Annotated in this window: 23 protein-coding genes, 1 tRNA gene and 3 pseudogenes; 6 read left to right on the top strand and 21 right to left on the bottom strand. The window is 71.3% G+C overall.

The window, feature by feature from the left end; all coding sequences use genetic code 11:
• Positions 1-1,338 carry an RCC1 domain-containing protein gene (locus tag QQK29_RS09440; RefSeq protein ID WP_284299771.1) on the bottom strand — a complete coding sequence of 446 codons (1,338 nt, stop codon included), beginning with the start codon at positions 1,336-1,338 and terminating at the stop codon, positions 1-3.
• 92 nt (positions 1,339-1,430) lie between these two features.
• Between QQK29_RS09440 and QQK29_RS09435 the strand changes: the two genes are divergently transcribed.
• Together QQK29_RS09435 and QQK29_RS09430 are read left to right on the top strand one after the other, a co-directional pair.
• Positions 1,431-2,081, top strand: a complete 651-nt coding sequence (locus QQK29_RS09435) for an SDR family oxidoreductase (protein WP_284299769.1) — start codon at positions 1,431-1,433, stop codon at positions 2,079-2,081.
• Positions 2,075-2,206: a hypothetical protein gene (locus QQK29_RS09430; RefSeq protein WP_284299767.1), complete on the top strand. Its 132-nt coding sequence runs from the start codon at positions 2,075-2,077 to the stop codon at positions 2,204-2,206. The genes QQK29_RS09435 and QQK29_RS09430 overlap by 7 nt, the downstream gene beginning before the upstream one ends.
• Positions 2,207-2,235: 29 nt before the next feature.
• On the opposite strand, the gene QQK29_RS09425 is transcribed toward QQK29_RS09430, so the two are convergent.
• The 5 genes and pseudogenes from QQK29_RS09425 to QQK29_RS09405 form a co-directional block, all read right to left on the bottom strand.
• Positions 2,236-2,310 (bottom strand) — tRNA-Ala (locus QQK29_RS09425).
• Between the two features lie 82 nt (positions 2,311-2,392).
• The gene (locus QQK29_RS09420) at positions 2,393-3,406 is read right to left on the bottom strand and encodes a hypothetical protein (protein WP_284299765.1); all 1,014 of its coding nucleotides are present in this window, start codon (positions 3,404-3,406) and stop codon (positions 2,393-2,395) included.
• 75 nt (positions 3,407-3,481) lie between these two features.
• A complete protein-coding gene (locus QQK29_RS09415) occupies positions 3,482-4,732 on the bottom strand; it encodes an HNH endonuclease signature motif containing protein (protein ID WP_284299763.1) in 1,251 nt (416 codons plus the stop codon).
• A 306-nt stretch (positions 4,733-5,038) separates the two neighbouring features.
• Positions 5,039-5,683: a GNAT family N-acetyltransferase gene (locus QQK29_RS09410; RefSeq protein ID WP_284299761.1), complete on the bottom strand. Its 645-nt coding sequence runs from the start codon at positions 5,681-5,683 to the stop codon at positions 5,039-5,041.
• A 93-nt stretch (positions 5,684-5,776) separates the two neighbouring features.
• Positions 5,777-6,645 (bottom strand): annotated as a pseudogene (locus tag QQK29_RS09405) (UTP--glucose-1-phosphate uridylyltransferase).
• Positions 6,646-6,784: 139 nt separating this feature from the next.
• Between QQK29_RS09405 and QQK29_RS09400 the strand changes: the two are divergent.
• Both QQK29_RS09400 and mscL read left to right on the top strand, forming a co-directional pair.
• Positions 6,785-7,372: a 5-formyltetrahydrofolate cyclo-ligase gene (locus QQK29_RS09400; protein WP_284299758.1), complete on the top strand. Its 588-nt coding sequence runs from the start codon at positions 6,785-6,787 to the stop codon at positions 7,370-7,372.
• Between the two features lie 48 nt (positions 7,373-7,420).
• On the top strand, positions 7,421-7,831 hold the full coding sequence (mscL, locus tag QQK29_RS09395) for a large conductance mechanosensitive channel protein MscL (protein ID WP_284299756.1): 411 nt from the start codon (positions 7,421-7,423) through the stop codon (positions 7,829-7,831).
• A 357-nt stretch (positions 7,832-8,188) separates the two neighbouring features.
• Here the strand turns inward: mscL and QQK29_RS09390 are convergent, their stop codons facing one another.
• The 15 genes and pseudogenes from QQK29_RS09390 to QQK29_RS09320 form a co-directional block, all read right to left on the bottom strand.
• Positions 8,189-9,274, bottom strand: a complete 1,086-nt coding sequence (locus QQK29_RS09390) for a hypothetical protein (RefSeq protein WP_431308677.1) — start codon at positions 9,272-9,274, stop codon at positions 8,189-8,191.
• A gap of 4 nt (positions 9,275-9,278) precedes the next feature.
• Positions 9,279-9,671, bottom strand: coding sequence for a hypothetical protein (locus QQK29_RS09385; RefSeq protein WP_284299754.1), 393 nt, complete (start codon positions 9,669-9,671; stop codon positions 9,279-9,281).
• The gene (locus tag QQK29_RS09380) at positions 9,635-10,087 is read right to left on the bottom strand and encodes a hypothetical protein (protein WP_284299752.1); all 453 of its coding nucleotides are present in this window, start codon (positions 10,085-10,087) and stop codon (positions 9,635-9,637) included. Before QQK29_RS09380 ends, QQK29_RS09385 begins: the two co-directional genes overlap by 37 nt.
• Complete coding sequence (locus tag QQK29_RS09375) at positions 10,081-10,338, bottom strand: hypothetical protein (protein WP_284299750.1); 258 nt, start codon at positions 10,336-10,338, stop codon at positions 10,081-10,083. The genes QQK29_RS09380 and QQK29_RS09375 overlap by 7 nt, the downstream gene beginning before the upstream one ends.
• Positions 10,260-11,606: a DEAD/DEAH box helicase family protein gene (locus QQK29_RS09370; RefSeq protein ID WP_284299748.1), complete on the bottom strand. Its 1,347-nt coding sequence runs from the start codon at positions 11,604-11,606 to the stop codon at positions 10,260-10,262. Before QQK29_RS09370 ends, QQK29_RS09375 begins: the two co-directional genes overlap by 79 nt.
• On the bottom strand, positions 11,492-11,983 hold the full coding sequence (locus QQK29_RS09365) for a hypothetical protein (RefSeq protein ID WP_284299746.1): 492 nt from the start codon (positions 11,981-11,983) through the stop codon (positions 11,492-11,494). Before QQK29_RS09365 ends, QQK29_RS09370 begins: the two co-directional genes overlap by 115 nt.
• Before the next feature lie 263 nt (positions 11,984-12,246).
• Entirely contained in the window at positions 12,247-12,723 is a 477-nt protein-coding gene (locus QQK29_RS09360; RefSeq protein ID WP_284299743.1) for a GNAT family N-acetyltransferase, read from the bottom strand.
• 78 nt (positions 12,724-12,801) lie between these two features.
• Positions 12,802-13,203 (bottom strand): hypothetical protein, encoded by a 402-nt coding sequence (locus QQK29_RS09355; RefSeq protein ID WP_284299741.1) that lies wholly within the window; start codon positions 13,201-13,203, stop codon positions 12,802-12,804.
• 61 nt (positions 13,204-13,264) lie between these two features.
• Positions 13,265-13,735: a nitroreductase family deazaflavin-dependent oxidoreductase gene (locus QQK29_RS09350; protein ID WP_284299739.1), complete on the bottom strand. Its 471-nt coding sequence runs from the start codon at positions 13,733-13,735 to the stop codon at positions 13,265-13,267.
• A gap of 30 nt (positions 13,736-13,765) precedes the next feature.
• Positions 13,766-14,197 carry a Fe-S cluster assembly sulfur transfer protein SufU gene (gene sufU / locus QQK29_RS09345; RefSeq protein ID WP_284299737.1) on the bottom strand — a complete coding sequence of 144 codons (432 nt, stop codon included), beginning with the start codon at positions 14,195-14,197 and terminating at the stop codon, positions 13,766-13,768.
• Positions 14,194-15,482 (bottom strand): annotated as a pseudogene (locus tag QQK29_RS09340) (SufS family cysteine desulfurase). Before QQK29_RS09340 ends, sufU begins: the two are co-directional and overlap by 4 nt.
• A gap of 14 nt (positions 15,483-15,496) precedes the next feature.
• Positions 15,497-15,805 (bottom strand): DUF2249 domain-containing protein, encoded by a 309-nt coding sequence (locus QQK29_RS09335; RefSeq protein ID WP_284299735.1) that lies wholly within the window; start codon positions 15,803-15,805, stop codon positions 15,497-15,499.
• Between the two features lie 27 nt (positions 15,806-15,832).
• A complete protein-coding gene (locus QQK29_RS09330; protein ID WP_284299733.1) occupies positions 15,833-16,522 on the bottom strand; it encodes an anaerobic ribonucleoside-triphosphate reductase activating protein in 690 nt (229 codons plus the stop codon).
• Positions 16,523-16,524: 2 nt separating this feature from the next.
• Positions 16,525-18,331: pseudogene (locus QQK29_RS09325) on the bottom strand (ribonucleoside triphosphate reductase).
• Between the two features lie 81 nt (positions 18,332-18,412).
• A complete protein-coding gene (locus tag QQK29_RS09320; RefSeq protein ID WP_284299731.1) occupies positions 18,413-18,982 on the bottom strand; it encodes a helix-turn-helix transcriptional regulator in 570 nt (189 codons plus the stop codon).
• A 170-nt stretch (positions 18,983-19,152) separates the two neighbouring features.
• Here QQK29_RS09320 and QQK29_RS09315 point away from each other — a divergent pair, with 170 nt between their 5' ends.
• Together QQK29_RS09315 and QQK29_RS09310 are read left to right on the top strand one after the other, a co-directional pair.
• Complete coding sequence (locus QQK29_RS09315; RefSeq protein ID WP_284299729.1) at positions 19,153-20,250, top strand: tellurite resistance/C4-dicarboxylate transporter family protein; 1,098 nt, start codon at positions 19,153-19,155, stop codon at positions 20,248-20,250.
• Positions 20,247-20,855 carry a vitamin K epoxide reductase family protein gene (locus QQK29_RS09310; RefSeq protein WP_284299726.1) on the top strand — a complete coding sequence of 203 codons (609 nt, stop codon included), beginning with the start codon at positions 20,247-20,249 and terminating at the stop codon, positions 20,853-20,855. Before QQK29_RS09315 ends, QQK29_RS09310 begins: the two co-directional genes overlap by 4 nt.
• The last annotated feature ends 15 nt before the right edge of the window (positions 20,856-20,870 follow it).

Genomic DNA, 20,870 nt, shown 5'->3' with positions numbered 1-20,870 from the left:
TCAGGGCGACGGCCGGACCGCCCGCGATCTCGACCTCGTGAGCGCTCGAGACGGGCGAGGCGCGGTAGGCGCCGTCGGTCGCACCGCTGTAGCTCGCCGTGACCGACATCGTGCCGGTCGTGGCGTAGCTGTGGGAGGCCGCCGCGATGCCGGTCGTCGCGTCGACGGGAAGCGTCTGCGTCGTACCGTCACCGAAGTCGACCACGACCGACCCCGTGAACGGCAGACCGAGGGTGGCGCCGACGACACGGCGAAGATCAGCGCAACCGTGTCGCCGAGCGCCGCGGCCGTGTCGCCGCTCACCGCGACCGTCGTGGGTGCGGCCGCGCGCAGCAGCACGGTGTGTTCTCCGCCCGCGGCGACGGCCGAGTAGCGACCACCGGCGGGCAGCGCGGGCACGGCAGTGCGACCGGCGGCCGCGAGGCCGAAGGCGACCGCGGTGCCGTCGGAGCGCAGCAACACGGTGTGCAGCTCACCCGCCGCAACAGCCGTGTAGCTCAGCCCGCCGGGCAGGGCGGGAACTGCGAGCTGGCCGTCGATGCTCTCGCCGACGGCCACGACCTGGCCGTCCGAGCGCAACAGCACGGTATGTGCGCTGCCCGCGGCCACATCGATATAGCTGACACCGGCAGGCAGTGCGGGGAAGTCCAGCTGCCCCGACCCGTTGTCACCGAGCCCGATCGCGGTGCCGTCGGAGCGCAGCAACACACTGTGATCGGTGCCCGCGGCGGCCGCGATGTAGCTCATGCCGCCGGGCAGCGCCGGCACGAAGGTCTGGCCGGCACCGTTGAAGCCGAATCCGACCGCGGTGCCGTCCGAGCGCAACAGCATGCCGTGGTCGGCCCCCGCCGCGACACCCGTGTACGTGAGACCGGCGGGCAGCGTCGGCACCGTCGTCTGACCCGCCCAGCTCGCCCCGAACGCGACAGCCTCGCCGTCGGAGCGCAGCAATACGGTGAACTGGTTGCCCGCCGCCACCGCCACGTAGCTCGTTCCCGCCGGGAGGGCGGGCACGTCGGTCTGGCCGGCGTCGTCGGCACCGAACGCGATGGCGGCGCCGTCGGAGCGCAGCAACACGGTGTGGTCCAGCCCCGCCTCCGCGGCGATGTACGTCATGCCCGCGGGCAGCGGCGGCACGGTGGTGCGCCCGTCGGCCGCGGAACCGAAGGCGATCGCGGAACCGGATGCGGCATCCGTGACGGGCTCGCCGGGAGCGCCGACGGCGGGTGCGGCGGCGCCGAGGGCAGCGAGGCTCGCGGCCAGGACAGCGATGACAGCGGAACGGGTGCGACGGCGCGCGGCAGCCGTCGGGCGACGGGTGGAGATGTCGGGCCTCATCTTCGTCGGGTGGCGGATCGGGTGGCCACACAGTAGCAGAGCCACGCAGCCGGGCGGCCAGGGCCGCTCGACGACAGGAGCACAATCGAGGCATGGCGGAGCGGACGGCGGCGGGGAAGATCCTCGTGGTGGGGGCGACGGGACTGGTGGGCAGACAGCTCGTCTCCCGGCTCGAATCCGCCGGTCACGAGGTGGTCCCAGCGTCGCCGAGCGCGGGGGTCGACGCCGCGACGGGCGCCGGCCTCGCCGACGCGTTCGCGGGGGTTGAGGTCGTCATCGACGTCTCGAAGCCCCACAGCTACGGCGACGAGGCGGTGCTGCGTTACTACCGGCAGAGCACGACGCAGCTGCTGCGGGCGGGCGCGGATGCGGGCGTGCGGCACCACGTGACCCTCGCGGCGATCGGCACCGACCGGCTCACCGATTCGGCCTTCTACCGGGCCAAGCGCGTGCAGGAGCAGCTCGTGGAGGCATCCGCCATCCCGTTCACGCTCGTGCGGTCGAGTCAGTTCTTCGAGTTCGCGCTCGGGATCGCCGACGCCTCCACCGTGGAGGAGTGGTGCGGCTGCCGCCGGCGCCCGTGCAGCCGATGGCGTCGAGCGAGGTCGCGGATGCCGTGGCCGGCGTCGCGCTGGCGGCCCCGCGTGGTGGCGTGGTCGAGTTCGCGGGCCCGGAGCGCCTCACTCTCGACGGCTTCGTGCGCACGGTGCTCGAGGCCCGTCGCGACCCGCGCCCCGTGGTGACGGACGCCGCTGCGAGCTACTTCGGTGGGCATCCGGGCGCCGACACCCTCGTGCCGCTCGCGGGCGCCACGCTCGCGACGGTGCGCCTCACCGATTGGCTGGCGCACACGCCAACCGCCGGATAACGGCTCGCGCGGTGGTGGCGTGACGGATGTGGTGGACCCAGGGGGATTCGAACCCCGACCTTCTCATTGCGAACGAGACGCGCTACCAACTGCGCCATGGGCCCTGACTGCCTGAACACGATATCACCCCGGCGCCCTCGCGCCTGACCATGCGGGAGGCCGCTCAGCCCGCCGAGCGGCGGCGGCTCAGCCCGCCGAGCGGCGGCGGCGGAGGACCTCGTCGAGGTCGGGGCGTGCGGTGTCGACGTCGTCGATGCGTCCCATCGCGGCGAAGGGGCTGGGCGCGGATGCGACGGCCGGCGCGGGGGCGGACGCGGCGGCGGGCGCACTCTCGCGGGGTCGGAACGCCACGACCTCCGGCTCGGCGTGGGCAGCTGCGAGGGCGCGCTCGGCCTCCTGTGCGGCCGCGAGGAGCAGCGCCTCCGCGGCGACGGGCGGCACGACGGGAACGCGGGGAGCCTCGCCGCGCTCGAGATACAGCGGCTTCGGCACGGGCACGGGGGTCCACGCGCGTGCGGGCCGCTCCTGCCGCATCTCGGCGTCGATCAGGGTCGAGGCGCCGCGGCGCTGACGTTGCGCGGGCGCCGAGGCGAGCACGCGGGCGCGGTCGGCGATGCGCCGCTGGAGCCGCACAGAAGTACCGGCGGCGAGCACGCATCCCGCCACCACGATCCACGACCCGACGGCGATCCCGGTCGTCGCCATGAGCCACAGTTGCACGGCGCCGACCGTCACGGCGGCGAGCAACAGCAGCCCGGCGACACGGCGGGCGCGGCGCAGCCGCGCGAAGGCGAGCAGCACGGGCGTGACGTCTGCCGCGGCTGGGCGCTGCGCGATCGGGGCCGGGATGGGCGCGTCGCGCCGGGCGGCACGGGCGATCTCGGCGGCCTGGGTCTCGGCCGCGCGGGCCCGCAATTCGGCGGCGTGCAGTTCGGCGCGGGTGGCGGCTTCGACCCGGCGTCGCTCCTGAGCGAGCAGGCGCTCGGTGCGTGCGACCTCGCGCGCGTTGGCCTCGACCCGCAGCTCCGCCGGAGCCTCCGCGGTCTCGGCGAGCACCCGGATGGCACGCTGCAGTCGCGTGGCGTTCCGTTCGGTGGCCAGGAACTCGCGGCGCCGCATCCAGCTGGGCAGCAGATAGAGGAACCACAGCACGGCGGCGAGCGCGAGCATGATCGCGGTTCCCGCACCCGTGAAGTCCATGCGCCCCAGGGTACGAGCGGATGCCGCGCTCCCCGGAAGGCGCGCGCGTGCCCACCTGGCAGTCTGCCGAACCCGTCACACCGTGGCGGGGTGGGTGTCGTACTGGCGGCGGAGGTAGCTGGTCCACTCGAGCACACCCGGGCGGGTCTGTTTCACTTTCCAACCGCCGTGGTGTTTGAGGGTGTGGTGCCCGCGCGACAGGTGCGCCAGATTGTCGTGATCGGTGTTCCCGTCGTGAAGCCAGTCGCGGGTGTGGTCGATGTCGCACCTTCCGGCGCGGATGCGGCACATCGGGAACCTGCACGTCTCGTCGCGCAGCCTGAGCCATCGTCGCAGTGGTTCCGGGATGCGGTAGCTCGTGCGCGACATCGACAATGCCACCCCGGTCTCGGGATCCGTCAACAATCGATAAAGCGATGGGGCTTGGGCGGTGAGTTTTCGGGCGGTCGCCGCGTCGATAGGCCCGACACCCTCCAGCGTGCCCGGCTCGGCCCCGCCCAGCAGGGTCTGCACCGGAACGGTCACCACGACCGTCGGCACGATCCCGGTGAACGGACCGAACTCGGCCTCCTGCACGAGCGCCGCCTCCGCGGGATCCAGATCCATCAGCTCCAGTTGGGTGCGAGACGGTCCCAGCACGGTATCGCGGTCCAGCAGGGCATCGACGGCCAGATCCACCCTGAGTTGGGCCAGTGTGCGGGGGTCGCCGTCCGCGGCGGCGCGGGCGGCCGCGGCGGTGGCCCGGTCGAAGATCGCCGTCGCTTCGACAACCCCCGTGTAGAGGGTCAGGTAGGCCATCCCGTCGCTCACCGGATCGAGGGTGAGCTCTCGCTGTTCCCGCGCCTCCCGCGCTCGCGCCGCCATCGACTCCGGGGCGCGCTTCTCCCGCAGCTTCCGCACCCGGGTGCGGAACTGCGACACCGTCGTCGTGCCTGCGGTGGCCAACCCGAGCCGCTCCACCACGGCACGGTCATCCGCCTCCAGCCCGGCGGTCTCGTCGATCATGACCTGCGCGTGGCGGTACGAGAACCGGCCCTCCGCCAAGGCGGCATGCGTCGCGGGGAGCTCACGCGTCAGGATGCGTGCCTCACCGAACAGACGCTGCACGCTGCGCTCCGGCATCCGCAACGCGCACGCCGCCTCCGCCGTCAACGCCCGCTCCCGCAGCGCCGCAGCGTTCGGCGGGTACGCGGCCGTGAACGCCTTCTCGAACTCCACGAGCGCCTCCGCACGCGCCGCGCTGAGCGCATCGATCTGCGCCTGCAACGCCACCACACGATCCAGCGCAGCGTCCGCTGCAGCGATCGGGTCGGGGCGGGGTTCCATGAAGCAAGACCATCCGAGGCCACCGACATCCCGGGGCGGAAACGACGCCGAGACGACCCAAATCCACACCGATGAACGAGGGTGTTACCAAGTCGTTACCCAGCAGTTACGGCGGCGGTTTCGAGACGCGTCGCGCTCCGCGCGGCGCTCCTCAACCACCTGAGCAAGCCGTCCCGGCGGCGGTTTCGGGACGCCGCTCCGGCGCTCCTCAACCACCTGAGCAAGCCGTCCCGACGGCGGTTTCGAGACGCGTCGCGCTCCGCGCGGCGCTCCTCGACCACCGGGATGGACAGCGGCGGCCGCGGCTCAGAACCGCAGGGGGCGCGTCGCGGCCTGCAGGTCGCCCTCGGGAACCTGCGCCGCCGACTCGGGCGCGCGGCCGTCCTTCCAGCGTCGCAGCACGCCCTGGGGTACCTCCTCCACGAGCAGCGCGAAACAGAAGTGGTCGCGCCAGTCACCGTTGATGTGGATGTAGCGGCGACGCAGCCCCTCATAGCGGAAGCCGAGCTTCTGCACGACGCGCAGGCTCGGAGCGTTCTCCGGGCGGATGCAGATCTCCATGCGGTGCAGCCCCATGCCGAAGAAGCAGTGGTCGGTTGCGAGCGCGACGGCGGTGGGTGTGACCCCGCGCCCGGCGAACCGCTCGGCCACCCAGTAGCCGAGCGTGGCCGACGACAGCGACCCGTAGGCGATGCCCGACACATTGAGCTGCCCCGCGAACTCCCCGTCGCATTCGACAGCGAACGGCAATCCGGAGCCGGAGCGCGCATGCGTCTGCAGCGAGCGGATGGAGGCCTTCACGTCGAAGCCGGCGGGACCGTAGGGGTTGCTCGCCTCCCACGGACGCAGCCATGCCCGGTTGCGCATGAGTTCGTTCTCGAGCGTGCGCGCATCGCGGATCCGGATGGGGCGGATCGTCACATGCTCGTCGCTGAGGGTCGGTGTTGCCATCGGCGCCAGACTACCCATCCCCGCGGCGGGTCGACGCCCGCCCGCGCCCCGAAAAGTCGCACGAAAGCCGGGGGCGAGGTCGCAACGAGCGACTCAGCCGTCTTCGCCCTCCGACGCACCCTCGCCTGCCGACACGGCCCCCTCATCCGGAAGCCCCGCGACGAACTCCTTGAGCCACGGACGGAACTCGACGCCGAGGTCGTCGCGGTCGCTCGCCAGCCGCACGATCGCCTTGAGGTAGTCGAGCCGATCACCCGTGTCGTAGCGCCGCCCGCGGAACACGACGCCGTGCACACCCCCGCCCAGTTGGGTCCGGCCGCGAGCTCCTGCAGGGCGTCGGTGAGCTGGATCTCCCCGCCCCGCCCCGGAGGCGTGCGCTCGAGCACCTCGAAGATCTCGGGACGCAGCACGTAGCGACCGATGATGGCGTAGTTCGACGGCGATTCGCCCGGCGGAGGCTTCTCGACGAGCCCCGTGATGCGCACGACGTCGTCCTCCTCGGTCGGCTCGACCGTCGCGATGCCGTAGAGGTGGGTCTGCGAGGGGTCGACCTCGAGCAGCGCCACGACCGTCGTGTTCTCGCGCTGCTGCACCTCGAGCATCCGTCCCAGCAGGGGGTCGCGTACGTCGATGATGTCGTCGCCGAGCAGCACGGCGAAGGGCTCGTGCCCCACATGCATCTTCGAGCGCAGCACCGCGTGTCCGAGTCCGAGCGGATCGCCCTGCCGCACATAGTGCACATCGGCGAGGTGCGTGGAGTAGTCGACCTTCTTGAGCTTCTCGTCGTCGCCCTTGCTCTCGAGAACGGCCTCGAGCTCACCCGCGCGGTCGAAGTGATTCTCGAGCGCCGTCTTGTTGCGGCCCGTGATCATGAGCACGTCGGTGAGGCCGGCCGCGACCGCCTCCTCCACGACGTACTGGATCGCCGGCTTGTCGACGACGGGGAGCATCTCTTTCGGCATCGCCTTGGTGGCAGGCAGGAACCGGGTTCCGAGCCCGGCGACGGGGATGACGGCCTTCGTGACAGTGCGGGGGAAGCCATGCCTGCCAGGCTATCCACCTCTTCCTGAGATCCGGTCGCAAGTCTCCTACAATCGGGGCATGCCCGACCATCCGGAGAATCGCAAGCGCGCCCTGCGCGCGGAGCTCCGGGGGCGCCGCCGCATCCGCACGGCGACCGAGCGCGAGGCGGCCGAGACGGCCCTCACCCAGCAACTCGTGCAGCTCACGAGCGACCTCCGCGCGACGTTCATCGCGGCCTATCTCTCCACACCCGACGAGCCCGGAACCCGCGACTTCCTGCGCTGGGCAGACGGCCACGGCATCCGGATCCTGCTGCCGGTGTCGCGCGAAGACGGCCTGCTCGACTGGGCGCCGTACGACGGCGAAGACGAGGAGCAGGACATCCTCGGGATGCCGACTCCCACGAGCGAGCTGCTCGGCCCGATCGCGATCAACGGCGTCGATCTGCTGCTCGTGCCCGCGGCATGTGTGGCTCGTGACGGCATGCGACTCGGATGGGGGCGGGGCTACTTCGACAAGACGCTCGGCTCGATGGAAGGCGGCCCGCCGGTGTACGCCGTCATCTACGACGACGAGCTCGTCGACGCGGTGCCCACCGAGCCGCACGACATGCCGGTCGACGGCGTCGTGACGCCCGGCGGCATCGTCTCCTTCTCGCGCGGCTGACGCCGCCGTAGCCTGGGCTCACCCAACGGGAGAGAACGGGAGCACACCATGAAGGGTTTCAGAGACTTCGTACTGCGCGGCAACGTCATCGATCTGGCCGTCGCGGTGGTCATCGGCGCCGCGTTCACGGCGATCGTCAACTCGATCGTGAACGCCGTCATCAACCCGGCGATCGGGGCGCTGTTCCGCGCGGACTCGCTCGACACCGCCCTGCCGGTGACCATCCCCACCACGGATGGCGGCCAAGCCACCATGTACTTCGGTGCGGTGATCGGCGCGGCCATCAACTTCCTCATCATCGCGGCGGTCGTCTACTTCGTGCTCGTGCTGCCGGTGAACAAGCTGCGCGAGCGTCAGGCCGCGAGGAAGGGCATCGCCGAGGAGGAGGCCGGCCCCACCGAGACGCAGCTGCTCGCTGAGATCCGCGACCTGCTGGCGGAGCGCAACACCACCGGGTGAGGGCGCAGCAGGACCGGTGGGTCGGCAGCGACGGAGGCTTCGAGACGCATCCGCTGCGCGGACGCTCCTCAGCCACCTCGACGGCAGCGCCGCGGCCCCCAGCAGACCCAGAGCGAGTGCGCAGTCGGTTCCGGGCGCGACCGCGCTCGTGCCCGGAACCGGCGCAGCGCCGCGGATTATCGCGGCGCAAAGAGCTAGTAGTGCGGCGGCTTCTCCCGCCGCATCCGCTCGTCGTTCTCGGTGGGCGTGTGCCGCTTCGGCTCGGGGGTCGGATGCGGGTCGCTGCCCGCCGGGGGCGGCGTCGTCACGCGGCGGCGTGGGCGGCGAGGCCGCTGCTCGTCGTCGTCTCCCTCGGGGTCAGCTCGCGGTGTGTGCGGCAACGATCGGGATCTCCTCGGTGACGGGTCCGGCAGGCAGGCCGGCCATCCGCGCGATGCGGTCGGCCACGGCATCCGGATCGGTGAACAGCTCGAAGGCGTGCACCCGCGCGTAGTGCCATCCGAGTCGGCGCAGCACCTCGGGGCGCAGGCGCAGGGCCTCGCGCAGACTGCGGCCGGTGAGCACCGAGTCGGTGTCGACCACGACGCACATGCCGCCGTTGGCGGCCACGAGCCCGAGCTTGCCGCGATGCCCGAGCGCGACGCGCAGCCCGCGTGCTTCGAGTCGGCGCGACAGGTCGACGAGCATCGGGTCGGAGTCGTCGGGCAGCGGCGGCTCGGCGCGGCGGTTGGCGATCTCGCCGAGCAGTTCGGCGAGTGCCACCGCGCCGTGCTTCATGCGCGTCTCGTCGAGGTCGTCGGGCTGCACGCACGTCACGATCACGAGCGAGCGACGCGCTCGGGTCATGGCGACGGCGAGCAGGCGCTCTCCGCCGGGCTGGCCGAGGGCGCCGAAGTCGCTCAGCACGCGTCCGTGCGGGGTGCGCCCGTAGCCGAGCGAGAACACGACGCGATCGCGGCTGTGGGCCACCGCACGCTCGACCGGCAGCACGGCGAAGGGCTCGGCGCTCTCGCCCACGACGAACTCGCCGAGCTGCGGGTGCGCCGACATGCGGGCCAACACCGCGTTCATGACACGCACGGCGTGCTTCTCCGACGCCGTGACGACCATGAGCGACTCGCGCGGCCGGGTCGCCGCGTGCTCGACTACGAGCTCGACGACGCGCGCCACCTCGGCGTCGACCGACTCCACCGCCCCGGTGTCGGGGTCGGGAAGGCCCGTGCCGTTCTCGATGTAGTCGAGCGAGAGGCTGCCGTGCCCGAGGAACGACCCCGCCCACGGCAGCGCGTCGATGCGCCCGCCGTAGAAGCGGCGGTTGACGAGCTCGGCGAGGTCCTCGCCGCCGGCCCGGTAGCTGCGGGTGAGCGAGAGCACGGGCAGCACGGATGCGAGCTGCGCGAACGCGGAGCGCGCGTGCAGGTCGTCGGCGGGTGCGTCGTCCACCTGCTCAGCTGAGGGAGGAGCCGCAGGGGCACCCCCGCGGATTGAGTAGCCGCCGCGGGCGGCGTATCGAAATCACCCGCATCAGCATCATCCGCGTCCGCGGTCTCCACCGCATCCGCCGCATCCGCCTCGTCCACATCCGCACCCCGCACCGGCATCGACGCGCGCGCCGAGGGGTACGCCACCGCGACGGGCGACTCCTCCCCTCGTCGAGCCCGATGCGGAAGGGGGCCGGGGTCTGCGTCACGGGGTCGCCGAAGACGAGCACCTGACGCGCACGGCGGATCGCGCCGACGTTCTCGGCGAGGGTCGTGGCCCCCGCGTCGACGAGGATCACGACGTCGATCGGCATCGTGTCGCTCACCTGGTCGATCTCGTACGGCGAGGCGAGCCACACGGGCGCGACCGTGCGCGAGAGGTGGGGGCGAGTCGCTGCAGCGACTCCGCGGTGAGGGCGCCGGCCGTGATGAGCTGCTTGAGCGCGGCGGCCTCATCCGGCCAGTCGATGATCCCGATCCGCCAGTTCTCGGCGAGCTGCCAGGCGAGCAGGCCCGCGCTGCCCTGCTGGTGCGCCTCGTCGACGAGCCGGAAGTCGGCCTCGAGACGCTGCAGCACATCCGTCTTCGCGCCGAGCAGGGCGCGGTCGTTCACGAGCAGCCCGTCGAGTGCCGAGCGCCACCAGGCGAGCTCGAGCTCGGCCGCCACCTGATCTTCAGGCACGTGGCGCGCGGCGAGGTCGGCGATGAACTCGTCGAGGTCGAGGTCGCGCAACCGCTGCATGAGGGCGCTGCGCTCCTGCAGGTTGTTCAGCACGTCGGACTCGGCGGCGAGCTCCTCGAGCAGGTCGGCGAGCTGGTGCAGCGGCAGGGATGCGAGACGCGTCTCGGGGTGGTGCGGCCGAGCGGGGCGTCGAGCTCGGCGAGGTCGGCGGAGACCTGCTGCCAGGCGACCTGCACGTCCGAGATGCCGGTGGGCACCTCGGGCGTCACGCCCGCGGCGACGTAGCGCTGCCACAGGATGCGCTGCTGCTGGATCGCGGTGAGCGCCTCGTGCAGATCGCCCACATGCATGCCCGGGCGCACGTACTCGCGCGCGAGCTTCTTGAGCCGCCGGCGGTTGGCGCCCGACATCTCGGGGCGTCGCGCCGCGGCGCGGTCGCCACGATGAGCTCCGAGAGCGAGCGGTCGAACACGCTCGCGTCGAACTTGTCGAGCGTGTCGCGCAGCTCCGAGAGCAGGCGCAGATAGATGCCGAGTTCGGCGATCGTGGTGAACGGCCGCATCCGCGTGGAGCCGATGAGCGCGTTCGCCTTGATGAGCAGCCGCGGAAGGCCGTCGGCGTGCAGCTTCTTGGCGATCCCGTGGGCGCGGGCTGCCTCGTCGCCGGTGGCGAACTGGGCACCGTACCAGGGCGAGTCGCCCGGCCCGTAGCGGAACTCCCCGAGGCGAGCAGCCTCCACCATGGTCGCGGCGACGCTCGCCCGGTCGCCCGCGAGGGCGCGCACGGCCTGCGGGGTGAGCCGCGCGGTCGTGGTGGGCGGATGCGGCAGCAGCGCGAGACGCGACAGCTCGGCCACGCAGTCGAACACCGACACCCACAGGGTCTCGTCGGTGCGCGAGAGCGCCTCGCGGTAGTCGATGAGCACGCTGCGCAGCCGCACGAGCGCCTCGTCGACCTCGGCGAGCTGCGGCTGGATGGCCTTCTCGTTGCGCGCGATGCCGCGCACCACGTCGCGACGCAGCGACGACGGCGACACGGCCATGCCGGCGAGCCCCACATCCCCGAGCCGCTGGGCGATGCCGCGCAGGCTCGCGCGCCGCGGGCTCACGACGAGCACGCGCTTGTTCTGGCCCACGAGCATGCCAAGTGCGTTGACGATGGTCTGGGTGGCGCCGGTGCCGGGCAGCGTGCGCACGACGAGCGAGTTGCCCGCGGCGATCTGCGCCACGATGTGCTCCTGCTCGGCGTCGGCGTCGAGCAGCAGCACGTCGGTCGACGGGTCGCGGCGGTCGGCGTCGGCGGCCTCGACCGCCTGGTAGCCCTCCTCGAGCGTCCACTTGGCCGTCGCATCCCCCGCCGCGGCGTCGAGCACCGGGTGGTCGAGGCTCTTGGCATCGGCGACGAGCGCGGGCGCGACCTCCTCGAACGACGAGACGACCAGGCGCGGCTGCACCACGATCTCGCCGAGGTGGCCGGTGAGGCGCCGCAGCTGGTCGATCACGGCGTTCGGCTTGAAGGTGCCGTCGTCGTCGGAGAGCGCCACGAAGGTGGCGGCGTCGAGCGAGATGCCGTACTGCTTCTCGAGCGCGCGCGCGAGCGCCGGGTTGAGCACGGCGGCGCCGCGCAGGCGCAGCTCGTAGTCGCGTCCGTGGCGGCGGATGGCGAGGGGCGCAGCAGCAGCGGCGCGCAGTAGTCGACGCGATCGTGGGTCCACCGCACGATGCCGATCCCGAGGTGCACGACGTCGAGGCCGCGGGTGGTCGAGAGCTCGAGGCCCTTCGCGGTGATGCGCTCCGCGGCGACGCGGGCGCGACGCAGGGCGAGGTCGTCGCGGATGAGCTGCGAGAGCAGCGTCGACTTGCCGGTGATGAAGCGCGCAAGGCCACCGGGGTGCGTCGTCGACAGCTCGATGCGGGTGGTCGGCGCGTCGACGAAGTGCAGCAGGGGAGGTGCCGCCGAGCTCGGCGAGCTCGGAACGCCAGGCGTCACGAGCGGTATCCGCGACACCGCGGACCGCAGGGGCGGGTGCGAGCAGCGGCGTCGCCGGCTGCACGGATGCATCAGGACTCACCGGGATCTCCCCGGAGTCATCATCCCGTCGATTGGCAGGCCACACACGGCCACGATAGGTCGCGCGCCCTCGGGAACCCGGGAGCGAAACACGTGCCCGCCGATCATGTCAAACGCTGTAGCGATTCGCCGCGGGCCCCAGGAATGACGGGCGCCCGTCGCGAACCGCTACAGCGTTTGGCCTAGGAGACGAGTTCGAGCGTGAAGAAGACGCTGTTGGGGTCGAGCGCGTAGTCGGCGAACGGCTCCGTCTCGAGGAAGCCGTACCGCGCGTAGAGCGCGCGGGCCGGGCGGAAGAAGTCCTCCGCGCCCGTCTCGAGGCTCAGCCGGGTGTAGCCGCGGGCCCGCGCCTCGGCCACCACGTGCTCCAGCAGCAGGCGACCGAACCCACGGCCGCGTGCTGCGGCATCCGTGCGCATCGACTTGAGTTCGCCGTGCCGCGCGTCGAGCTGCTTGAGCGCGACGCAGCCGAGCAGCTGCTCGCCCTCCGCGAGCGCCCAGAACGTGACGTCGGGATGCTGCAGTCCCGACACGTCGAGGGCGTGCACGCTCTCGGGCGGCGAGGTGGCGTACATGTCGGCGAGGTGGTCGTCGAGCAGGCGCAGCACGCGCGGGTCGTTCAGGTCGCCGAGGGCGATGACGGGGGCTGACTGCGGCACGAGCTCAGCGTATGAGGCGTCGATTTCTGTCGTGTTACACGGCGCGGGCGCGACGCGACGTGACGCCTCAGTGGTGTCTCAGAGACGCTCGAGCAGCTGCGACACCTTCGCGAGGCGCTCGCGCGGCATCGTGGCGGCGGCCTCGGAGGGGGCGCTCTTGACGGCGCTCGCGAGGATGTCGTAGATCACGAGCTGCGCCCACCGCGGGGCGTCCTCGTCGGACTGGGCCCGGATCTGGTGCTCCATGGTGCTCGTGACCTGGCCCGTGGCCGGGTCGTACTGCACGAGCAGACCCCGCCAGCTGTCGCCATCGGGAAAGCACACGGCCTTGATGCCGGGCAGCACCTCGAACTCGGCGCAGTGCTCGAGCCCGTCGGGGTTCGGGGGCAGGGTGCCGAGCTTGGGGTTCATCTCGGGCAGATCCCAGACGAGAGTGTCGACGAGTTCGCGCGCGCGCTTCTTCTCCGCCCGTGTCGCCATGCGATAAAACTAGCGGGTTGCGCGGCCCGCGCCTGCCGCCCGTCAGGGGGACGCGCCGGAATCAGCTCCCGGCTGCCTCGAGCCGCAGTTCGACCATGGGCAGCCCCTGTACCGGATGCCCGACGGCCTTCTCGATCGCACCCCGCAGCATCTCCCAGTCGCGCGGGTGCGCGTGCTGGTACCGCTCGAGCGCAGCGGATGCCTCGGGCCCGGTGAGCAGGCGAGCCACCGCGGGGGCGCGCCGCATCCGTCCCGTGCTCACGAAGCAGTTCGGGTCGGCCTGCAGGTTGCGGTACCACTGAGCGCGCTCGCCGAAGCCCGACACGATCACGATGCGGTCGGGGGCCGGCCGCTCGACGATCTCGAGGCAGACGTATCGCGGCTGCCCGGAGCTGCGGCCGGTGTGCTCGAGCATGAGGATGCGGCTGCCGAGCAGCCATCCGAGTCCGTGGCGGTAGAGCCAGATCGGGGCGCGCACGAACCAGCGGGTTCGCAGCGCTCGGGCGCCGATGCCGGAGAGTGAGAGATCCACTCATCCACCGTAGACCCGGCGGACGACGGCTCAGCGTTCGGCGAGCGCCGCCTCCGCCGCCACCCACGGCAGCAGGGCGCACTTCACACGTGCCACGAATCGGGAGGCCCCCTCGAGCGCCACGGCATCGCCGAGCAGCTCCTCGTCGACCGGCAGCTCGCCTCGAGAGCGCATCGAGGCGCGGAACGAGGCGATGCGCTCCTCGAGCTCGCCGATCGTGAGGCCGGGTGCCTGTTCGGCCAGGATCGAGGCCGACGACTGCGAGATCATGCAGCCCCGGCCGGCCCAGGCGACATCCACGATGCGGTCCCCGTCGAGCAGGAGCTGCAGCGTCACCTCGTCGCCGCACGTCGGGTTCAGCTGCCGGGATTCGACGGTCGCGTCGGCGAGCTCGCCCTTGCGTCGCGGATGCTTCACGTGGTCCGCGATGATCTCGGGGTAGAGCGCGTCGAGGTCGCTCACTGCATGCTCCGGAAGTAGGCGAGCGCCGCGGGGAGCGCCGTGAGAAAGGCATCGATCTCATCCGGCGTCGTATACAGGTAGCTGCTCGCGCGGGTCGAGGCGGTGACGCCGAGTCGGCGGTGCAGCGGCTGGGCGCAGTGATGCCCGACCCGCAGCGCGATGCCCTGCAGGTCGAGATACTGGCCGAGGTCATGGGCGTGGATGCCGGGCACGTCGATCGCGGCGAGCCCGACGCGGTCCTCGGCCGTCGCCCCGAGCACGCGCACGCCGTCGATCGCGGCGAGCCCCGCGAGCAGCCGCGCGCCGAGTGCCGCCTCATGCGCGACGACGCGCTGCATGCCGAGCTCGCTCAGATAGTCCACGGCCGCGCCGAGCGCGATCGCCTGCGAGACGCGCTGGGTTCCCGCCTCGAAGCGGTGCGGCGGGGGCAGGAACTCGGCGGCCTCCATCGTGACCGTCGTGATCATCGACCCCCGGCAAGGAACGGCGGCAGGTGCTCGAGCAGCTCGCGTCGCCCGTAGAGCGCGCCGACCCCGGTGGGGCCGAGCATCTTGTGGCCGGAGAACACCGCGAAGTCGACCCCGAGCTCGTGCAGGTCGAGCGGAAGGTGCGGAGCCGACTGGCAGGCATCGAGCACCGTGAGCGCACCCACCGCGCGCGCACGCGCCACGAGCGCTGCGACGGGTTGCACCTCGCCCGTGACGTTCGAGACGTGGGTGAACGCGAACACCCGGGTGCGCTCGGTGAGCAGGTCATCGAGCCGCTCGAGCTGCAGACGCCCCTCGTCGTCGACCGGCAGGTAGCGGAAGACGGCACCCGTGCGCGCGGCGAGCTCCTGCCACGGGATGAGGTTCGCGTGGTGCTCGAGCTCGGTCGTGAGGATCTCGTCGCCGGGCCCCAGCCGGAAGTGCTCGGCCGCTGCGCCTCCCCGCCCGAGGCTCGCATTGCCGAGAGCGTAGGCCACCAGGTTCACGCCCTCGGTGGCGTTGGAGACCCACACGAGCTCCTCGGCATCCGCGCCCACGAAGCGCGCGACGCGCTCGCGGGCCGACTCGAACAGCTCGGTCGCCTCGGCGGCGAGGGTGTGGGCGCCGCGATGCACGGCGGCGTTGGTGCCGAGAACGTAGGCACGTTCGGCATCCAGCACCTGCCGCGGGCGTTGCGAGGTCGCCGCCGAGTCGAGATAGACGAGCAGGCGACCGTTCACCCGCCCGTCGAGGATCGGGAAATCGGCGCGGATCGCGGCGAGCTCGGCGTCGTCGAAGGGCCGCGGCTCGCTGCTCACGGGCGCGGCACTGCTCACTGACGCGTGAAGCGGAGTCTCCACAACTCAGGTCCGTCTTCGACGAAGGACACCGCGAACTCGCCCGGGTGACGCTCCTCGAGCTGCGACACGAGAGGGTTCGGCCGGTGGTTGGCGATGAGGTCGAGGCTGAACCCGGGGGCGATCGCGCCGAGCGCGCCGAAGATCGTGGCGTGTCGGATCGCGTGCGGGATCTGGCGCGTGTCGAGAACGATCTCGCTCTCGTCTTCGTGCCCGCACGCGCATCCGCCGCTCGCAGCCTCGTGCGGCTTGGTGGCGCGCAACTCGATCGGTTCTGCCGTCATGTCGTGTCCCTTCCTACTCTCTTCACGCTACTCCCGCGCGGAACGGGGGTGAACGGGACCAAGGTCCCGGTACTCCTGCCGCACGCCCTCCATGCGCACCTCCTGCAGCACGTGCCGGGCGACGCCGAGACCGTGCAGCGTCGCGGTGAGCTCGGCCACATCCGCCTCGCTCATCGTCGTGGGGTCCACCGTCGTGCGCACCTGCAGCGGCACCCCCGCCGCGAGCGCCAGCTCGAGGCACGCGAACGCCTTCGCCCCCGCGGAGGCCACCCCGGTGACCTGGCCGTACATCCGCTGCGGCGCCTTGATGTCGAGCCCGATCCAGTCGCACAGCGGCAGCACCTCGGCGAACATGCGGGGATACGGTGCCGCGGTATGCAGTCCCACGCCGAAGCCGAACTCCCGCACCTGGCGCATGGCATCCGGCAGACCCGCTTGCCGGGTGGGCTCGCCACCCGAGAACACGACGCCGTCGAGCAGGCCACGACGACGGGCCAGCAGCTCGAGCACCTCGTGCCACGCCACGACGCCCGGCACCCGCGGATCGAGGAGGCCCGGGTTGTGGCAGTAGCCGCAGTCGAGCGGGCAGCCCTGCAGGAACACCGTGGCGACGAGCTTGCCCGGCCAGTCGCAGCTCGACAGGCGCGCGAGACCGGCGATCTGCAGCTGCTCTGCCACCGGTGCGGACGTGCCGGATGCGAGGGCCGGGCCGCGCATCGTCAGCTCACCCCGGCGAGCGCGGACTCCACGAAGTGCGTGCGCTCGGCGTGCTCGCCCTTCTTGCCGATGTTGAACGAGCTGACCGGGCGGAAGTAGCCCATGACGCGCGTCCACACCTCGCATTCGCCGCCGCAGCTGGGGCAGCTGGGGTGTTCGCCGGCGAGGTAGCCGTGCTCGGGGCAGATGGAGAACGTCGGTGTGACGGTGATGTAGGGCAGCCGGTGGGTGGCGAGCGAGCGCCGCACGAGTTCGCGGCAGGCGTCGGCGCTCGAGAGCCGCTCCGACATGTAGAGGTGCAGCACGGTGCCGCCCGTGTACTTGGTCTGCAGCTCGTCTTGGCGATCGAGGGCCTCGAACGGGTCGTCGGTGAAGCCGACCGGAAGCTGCGAGGAGTTCGTGTAGTACGGATTGCTCTCGGTGCCCGCCTGCAGGATGCCGCGGAACCGTTTGCGATCCTCCTTCGCGAAGCGGTAGGTGGTGCCCTCGGCGGGCGAGGCCTCGAGGTTGTAGAGGTGGCCTGTCGCCTCCTGGAACTCGATCATGCGGGCGCGCACGTGGTCGAGCAGGCGCACGGCGATCGCGTGGCCCTCCTGCGTCGTGATGTCGTGCTCGTCGCCCGTCATGTTGCGCACCAGCTCGTTGATGCCGTTGACGCCGATGGTCGAGAAGTGGTTGCGCAGGCCTCCGCCGAGATAGCGCTTCGTGTACGGGAAGAGGCCGTCGCGGATCAAGCGGTCGACGACCTCGCGCTTGAGTTCGAGCGAGTCGCGCGCGAGCTCGAGCAGGCGGTCGAGGTCGTGCAGCACGCCCGCTTCGTCGCGCGGGTTGAGGTAGCCGAGCCGCGCGCAGTTGATCGTGACGACGCCGAGCGACCCGGTCTGCTCGGCCGAGCCGAAGAGTCCGTTGCCGCGCTTGAGCAGTTCGCGCAGGTCGAGCTGCAGGCGGCAGCACATCGACCGGATCTGCCCGGGCTCGAGCTCGGAGTTGATGAAGTTCTGGAAGTAGGGCGTGCCGTATTTGGCCGTCATCGCGAACAGTCGCTCGGCGTTCTCGGAGGTCCAGTCGAAGTCCTCGGTGATGTTGTAGGTCGGGATCGGGAAGGTGAAGACGCGTCCGCTCGCATCCCCTGCCGTCATGACGTCAATGTAGGCGCGGTTGATGAGCGCCATCTCCTCGGCCAGCTCGCCGTAGCTGAAATCCTGCGCGACACCGCCGATCACCGGCACCTGCTCGCGCAGGTCGGCCGGGCACACCCAGTCGAAGGTGAGGTTGGTGAAGGGGTCTGCGTGCCCCAGCGCGAGGGCACGTTGAGGTTGTAGACGAGCTCCTGCAGGTGCTGGCGCACCTCGGCGTAGCCGAGCCGGTCGATGCGCACGAACGGCGCCATGTAGGTGTCGAAGGAGCTGAACGCCTGCGCGCCGGCCCACTCGTTCTGCATCGTGCCGAGGAAGTTCACGATCTGCCCGACCGCCGATCCGAAGTGCTTGGGGGCAGGGCGTCGACCTTGCCGGGCACCCCGTTGAGCCCCTCCTCGAGGAGCACCCGCAGCGACCAGCCGGCACAGTAGCCGGCGAGCATGTCGAGGTCGTGGATGTGCAGGTCGCCCTCGCGGTGCGCGCGACCGATCTCGGCGGGGTAGACCTCGTCGAGCCAGTAGTTCGCGACGACCTTGCCTGCGGTGTTCAGGATGAGTCCGCCGAGCGAGTAGCCCTGGTTGGCGTTGGCGTTGACGCGCCAATCGGAGCGGTCGAGGTACTCGTCGATCGTAGATGCGACGTCGACGGCCGTCGCGGTGGGCTGTGGCATCCGGGTTCCTCCTTCTCGCGCGGGGTCCCTCGCCACGCGCCTACGACGAGGCTAGGCAGCCGGCACTACATCTGGTATTTATCACGGAACCTCGCCACTAGATGTTGTGGATTCTGGCGTGCGAGTGAGTTCGAGCGTGCACTCGTGCTCGGTCACGAGACGCTGCAACCGCCCCGCGCGCACCGGCCCCGGCGAGGCGGCCAGGGCATCCGCGATGAGGGCGCGGTGCACCTCGCAGACCTGCGGATTGCCCTCTGACAGTGCGGCGAACGGGCAGTCGCGCAGGGTGAGCCGGCTCGTGCCGCGATCGATCGCGGCGGTGAAGCCGCACCGGGCGAGGTGGCCGTCGAGCGCCGCGAGCTGCTGCGCCGCGCGCGCCTCGCGGCCGCGCTCCCCGCCGGTCGTCGCCCCGGATGCGCGGTATCGCAGCACAGGACGCCCCCGCACGCCGCGCAGGATCGGCTCCGCGCGCACGAGCCCGACCGCGATGAGTCGATGCAGATGCTCGCGCGCCGTGTTCGGGTGCAGACCCGTCGCCTGTGCGAGCTCGTCGACCGTCAGGGCACCACGTGTCTGCAGCGCGTGCAGCAGATTGATCCGGCTCAGCGAATCGAGCGTCTTGTAGTACGTGCGGAGTCCCCGGGCGGGCATGCCCCCATTCAACGCCTCCCCCACCGACACCGGCGCACCCGTGCGGCGGGGCGGATTTGCACGGTGATCCGAGGAAGCGCACCGCCGCCGGGGTCGTACCCTGTGCAGCAACCGTTCGGCGACGAAGGGACCTCACGTGAGCAGCGCCGAAGCCGAGGAACGCATCCGGGATGCCGAAGCACCCCGCGCGGCCCCGCGGGTCTCACCCCGGCTACTTCGCCGGCGTCATGGGAACCGGCATCGTGTCGATCGGGGCGCAGCTGACCGACCGTGCGGTGCTCGCATCCGTGCTGTTCTGGATCGCGGTGGTGTTCTACCTCGTGCTCGTCGTGCTCAACGTGTGGCGCTTCGCGGCGTACCGCCGGCAGATGTCGGATGACTTCCACGATCCGGCGCGCGCGTTCGGCTTCTTCACCTTCATCGCCGCGACGAACGTCATCGGGGCGATGCTCGTGGGGGTCGGCCTGGGGCTGGCCGCCGCCGTGCTGCTGGCCATCGCGACGCTCGCCTGGGTCGTATTCGGCTACGTGATCCCGTGGACCGCGGTGCTCGGCAACCCGCGCCGCCCGATGCTCGACCGCGCGAACGGTACGTGGTTCATCTGGGTGGTCGCGAGCCAGTCGATCGCGGTGGTCGCCGCGGGGCTCGAGCCGCTTTACCCGGCGCTGCGGCAGTGGCTCGCGATCATCGCGATCGTGGCATGGTCGACGGGCGTCGTGCTCTACACGGCGTGCGCGCTGTTCGTGATGCTGCGTGCGATGCTCTACCGGCTCGACCCGCACGACCTCGACCCGCCGTACTGGGTCGCGATGGGTGCCGTGGCGATCACGGTCGTCGCAGGGGCGCGGATCGTGGAGATGGCGGACGCGCCCATGATCGACGTGACGCGCGAGCTCATCGCGGGACTCTCGGTGATCTTCTGGGCGTTCGCGAGCTGGCTGATCCCGGTGCTGCTGGCGGCCGGGGTGTGGCGCCACCTCGTGCATCGCATCCCGCTGCGCTACCAGCCGACACTGTGGAGCTTCGTGTTCCCGATGGGGATGTACGCGGCGGCGAGCATCTACCTGGGGCGCGCGGATCGCCTGCCTGTGGTCGAGACCATCGGCACACTCTGGTTCTGGGTGGGGCTCGGCGTGTGGTGCCTGACGGCCGCGGGGATGGTCGTCGATCTTGCGAGACGCCTCACCGGGCGCAGCGCGCGGGCGTCGGATATCCCCGGTGAGCGCGCCGACGTCGACACCGACCCGCGAGAGAGGCTGAGCCTGTGACCATCGTCGCCCCCGCATCCCGTACCTTCCGCCCCGGCATCGGCACGGCGATCCTGTGGATCGTGCTGAGCCTCGTCGCCTGGACGGTGTCGTTCCTGCTCTATCTCGAGTACGTCGGGCAGCTCACGAACGCCGAGCCGGCCATCTCGTGCGACATCAGCCCGCTCGTCACCTGCGGCCCGAACCTGCTCTCGCCGGCCGGCAACCTGCTGGGCTTCACGAACGCCCTCCTCGGGATGGTGCTCTTCCTCGGCCCGATCTACGCGGCCATCGGCGCGCTCGCCTCACCGGGCGGTATGCGGGCCTGGTACTGGCGGGTCTTCGCCCTCTTCGTGCTGGGTGGCTACGCGCTCGTGCACATGTTCGCCTTCCGGAGCATCTTCGAGTTCGGCTCGCTGTGCCCGTGGTGCATGCTCGTGTGGCTCATGACCATCCCGCTGTTCTGGTCGGTGGTGGCCTGGACGCTCCGCGCAGGGGTCTGGGGTGGCTCCCCGCGGCGCGTCGGCGAGGTGATCGGCACGTGGCTCGCGCCGATCACCCTCGTCAACTACGTCGTGATCGCGGTCGCGGCGCAGCTGCGGCTCGACGTGCTCGGCAGCTTCTGAGGCGTGCCGCCTACG

Origin of the sequence: Homoserinibacter gongjuensis (assembly GCF_030161875.1) — a bacterium.
Taxonomy (GTDB): domain Bacteria; phylum Actinomycetota; class Actinomycetes; order Actinomycetales; family Microbacteriaceae; genus Homoserinibacter; species Homoserinibacter gongjuensis.
This window is presented reverse-complemented; position numbering and strand designations above follow the sequence as displayed.

Excerpts from the sequence above, each read along its gene's own strand:
- QQK29_RS09335 (WP_284299735.1), bottom strand. The coding sequence starts at position 15,805 with ATGACGGCAGAACCGATCGAGTTGCGCGCCACCAAGCCGCACGAGGCT.
- QQK29_RS09415 (WP_284299763.1), bottom strand. The coding sequence starts at position 4,732 with ATGGAACCCCGCCCCGACCCGATCGCTGCAGCGGACGCTGCGCTGGAT.
- QQK29_RS09355 (WP_284299741.1), bottom strand. The coding sequence starts at position 13,203 with ATGGCGACACGGGCGGAGAAGAAGCGCGCGCGCGAACTCGTCGACACT.
- QQK29_RS09440 (WP_284299771.1), bottom strand. The coding sequence starts at position 1,338 with ATGAGGCCCGACATCTCCACCCGTCGCCCGACGGCTGCCGCGCGCCGT.
- QQK29_RS09435 (WP_284299769.1), top strand. The coding sequence starts at position 1,431 with ATGGCGGAGCGGACGGCGGCGGGGAAGATCCTCGTGGTGGGGGCGACG.
- QQK29_RS09330 (WP_284299733.1), bottom strand. The coding sequence starts at position 16,522 with ATGCGCGGCCCGGCCCTCGCATCCGGCACGTCCGCACCGGTGGCAGAG.
- QQK29_RS09410 (WP_284299761.1), bottom strand. The coding sequence starts at position 5,683 with ATGGCAACACCGACCCTCAGCGACGAGCATGTGACGATCCGCCCCATC.
- QQK29_RS09420 (WP_284299765.1), bottom strand. The coding sequence starts at position 3,406 with ATGGACTTCACGGGTGCGGGAACCGCGATCATGCTCGCGCTCGCCGCC.
- mscL (WP_284299756.1), top strand. The coding sequence starts at position 7,421 with ATGAAGGGTTTCAGAGACTTCGTACTGCGCGGCAACGTCATCGATCTG.
- QQK29_RS09400 (WP_284299758.1), top strand. The coding sequence starts at position 6,785 with ATGCCCGACCATCCGGAGAATCGCAAGCGCGCCCTGCGCGCGGAGCTC.
- QQK29_RS09320 (WP_284299731.1), bottom strand. The coding sequence starts at position 18,982 with ATGCCCGCCCGGGGACTCCGCACGTACTACAAGACGCTCGATTCGCTG.
- QQK29_RS09315 (WP_284299729.1), top strand. The coding sequence starts at position 19,153 with ATGCCGAAGCACCCCGCGCGGCCCCGCGGGTCTCACCCCGGCTACTTC.